The sequence below is a fragment of the Labrenzia sp. OB1 genome (genome assembly GCF_001624695.1).
Classification (GTDB): domain Bacteria; phylum Pseudomonadota; class Alphaproteobacteria; order Rhizobiales; family Stappiaceae; genus Roseibium.
In genome coordinates this window covers 1-2316 of the sequence record NZ_JSEP01000075.1, presented here as the reverse complement: position 1 = coordinate 2316, position 2316 = coordinate 1, and the positions used below count along the sequence as shown (strand labels likewise).

The window sequence follows — 2316 nt, the reverse complement described above, 5'->3', positions numbered from 1 at the left end:
CATCGACCGGAGGTGTAGCCGGTTCTCTCTTGGCTTCATCACCAAAAACGCCCATCGCCCCCTCAAGGAGTTGGTCTTTCCACTGCTTGATCTGGTTGGCGTGCACGTCGAACTGCTGGGACAGTTCCACCAGCGTCTGCTCGCCTTTGATCGCGGCAAGCGCCACTTTCGCCTTGAAAGCCGGGCTGTGGTTCCGGCGCGGTCGTCTCGTCATGATCTCTCCTGTTTCCGGCATCTAAGCCAAAGTCAGGCAGAAATTCCACTTATCCTAGCTGTTCAGATTTCCCGAGCCAGCTCTAACGGCTCCTGCGGGACGTGTCATAGCCCGATTTTTAGCATGCGGCGATCGAAACGACTAATCATCGATAATAGCTAATTATCATTAGTTATGACATCGCTCCAGCACCTGTATATGTAGTGATAGTTTTTTGCTTGTTTATTTTCGTTACTGGACTATCCTCTCCCAATGTCAATGGCTTACGATCTCCGCAGGTCCCTGAAATCACTGGACTGGACCGATCTGGCCGATCCGCTTGATCGCGCCAGCCGCGCGCTGACGCGGGCGGATGAACGGCTGGCGCGCACTTGCGATCTTGCCGACGGCGTGCGCAGCCGCTCGCACCTGTTCGACACTTGTGCGTCCATGGCCCTCGACGGCGACCTGGTGCATCTGGAGGATCTGGTCCTGCATGACGCCGGCACCGACAGGCGCGCCCCGACCCATGAGCTGACCCGGGCCGCCAGGCTCCTGGCCCTGCGCCGGCGGATCGACCGGCCCCCCCCTGAAACTGTCCTCAGCCGCAACGGCATTCTGACCCTGATCGGCCGGCAGGCGGACAGTTTTGAGGAGGGGAATGCCCGGGGCAGCCGTGCGGGGGAGGCGAGGGGAGGTTCGCCATCGATCTCGACACATGCGCAAGACGACGCGGACAGGGAAGAAAACCTGCTTGCCGAGATCGACGCCGTTCTGCAACGCTCCCGTCAGCTTGCTGAAGGATCCGTCCCGGTCGCACGCACACCCTCCCATCGGATGGCAACGGCTCAAATGCACTCCGATCCAGGAACTCCCGATCGGCGCGACCGCCTGGACGCCTGGCTGGCCGTCTTGAACGCGGCCAGGCCACTGAACCTGCCTCCCGTTCTGACGGCGGTCATTTTGTTCGATGCCTGGCAGCGGCTGCAGCCTCTGGACAGCTGGCCGGAGCTCGGCCGTCTGCTGTCGGGCACCTTCCTGAAATCGCAGGTGACCCCGAACCATCTGCCTATACTGTCCGTGGGTCTGAGAAAATCGCCCTTCCGCTGGCGCCGCGCGGATCCATTCCGCACACGCATCACCGTCCTCCTGTCCGGGGTCGAGAAAGCCGCACGGGAAACCATGGACCAGATGGACAAGCTGTCCATCGCCCAGGAGCAACTGGAACGCCATTACCGGTCCTGCCGAAGCCATTCCAGGCTGCCCGACTTTGCTCACATGTTCCTGTCCCGGCCGCTGGTAACCATTCCAATGGCCCGACAGGAACTCGGCGTTACCGCCGCCGCCGTCGACCACATGATCCGCCAGCTCGGCCCGGCGCTGCCGCGCGAGCTCACCGGCCGCGGCAGATACAGGGCGTGGGGGATACTGTGAGGGCCGTCACAACGCTCACCGCAGAGCCGCGTGAGATCAAGGCAGAGAACGGGGCCACTAGCGACGTTTCCTGATGTCAGCCTTCGACATACCCGCGCTTGCATTTGCTGCGCACCAGGTGTGCCTTGCGGGCGTGTGCGGAAACCGGGTCAGGAAAGAGATCCGACCGTGACCGCCCCGAGGTGCCAAGGCGCCCCCACCTCCGTTGAACGGCATAATCGCCGAACAGGGTCGGCTCGACCGACAACGCATAGAACCGGGCCATGTTCCGGTGCGGATCAATGCGCGTCAGAAAGACAGGGTATCGAAGGTTCTGCATGCCGCCAGTGTGCAGGCAAACATTGGCGCGCGTCCAATGACTGTTTGGAATCGATCAGCACATGTTCGATTGGTATTGCCAAGTTGTTTGTCATTGGATGCAAGGCAGCGCGGCCCCTGCTTTTTCAAGCGGTCATTTCTGCTGTGTAGTCGGACCACAGGCAGAAGGCATCTGCCCTGGCGTGTCGCCAGGAGCGGGCTGAGAGTTTGTATCGGCGGGGACGAAAGATGGTGTTTATCTGATCGTGGGCTGACAGGAAACGCTGTGCTTGGCGGGGCGATTTGAACCGCCCCATGATCTTCTCTCGCTTCCTGGTCTGGCGGTGTGCGTTTTCAATTCTGTTATTCAGGCCCTTGTGGGCTCGATGATC

The 2316-nt window shown here is 60.8% G+C and carries 4 protein-coding genes; 1 reads left to right on the top strand and 3 read right to left on the bottom strand.

All coding sequences use genetic code 11. From position 1 onward, the window contains the following. On the bottom strand, nucleotides 1–214 hold a 214-nt coding region (locus OA90_RS27710; RefSeq protein WP_068416196.1), incomplete at its 3' end, for an IS3 family transposase. Nucleotides 215–466: 252 nt separating this feature from the next. On the opposite strand from OA90_RS27710, the gene OA90_RS27705 reads away from it, so the two are divergent. After that, nucleotides 467–1627, top strand: coding sequence for an RHE_PE00001 family protein (locus OA90_RS27705; protein WP_208986317.1), 1161 nt, complete (start codon nucleotides 467–469; stop codon nucleotides 1625–1627). Between the two features lie 76 nt (nucleotides 1628–1703). Here the strand turns inward: OA90_RS27705 and OA90_RS27700 are convergent, their stop codons facing one another. After that, nucleotides 1704–1946, bottom strand: coding sequence for a WGR domain-containing protein (locus tag OA90_RS27700; protein ID WP_068420252.1), 243 nt, complete (start codon nucleotides 1944–1946; stop codon nucleotides 1704–1706). Between the two features lie 124 nt (nucleotides 1947–2070). Continuing rightward, on the bottom strand, nucleotides 2071–2316 hold a 246-nt coding region (locus OA90_RS27695; RefSeq protein ID WP_156510726.1), incomplete at its 5' end, for a DDE-type integrase/transposase/recombinase.

Coding starts and splice junctions, on each gene's coding strand:
- OA90_RS27705 (WP_208986317.1), top strand. CDS start 467: ATGTCAATGGCTTACGATCTCCGCAGGTCCCTGAAATCACTGGACTGG.
- OA90_RS27700 (WP_068420252.1), bottom strand. CDS start 1,946: ATGCAGAACCTTCGATACCCTGTCTTTCTGACGCGCATTGATCCGCAC.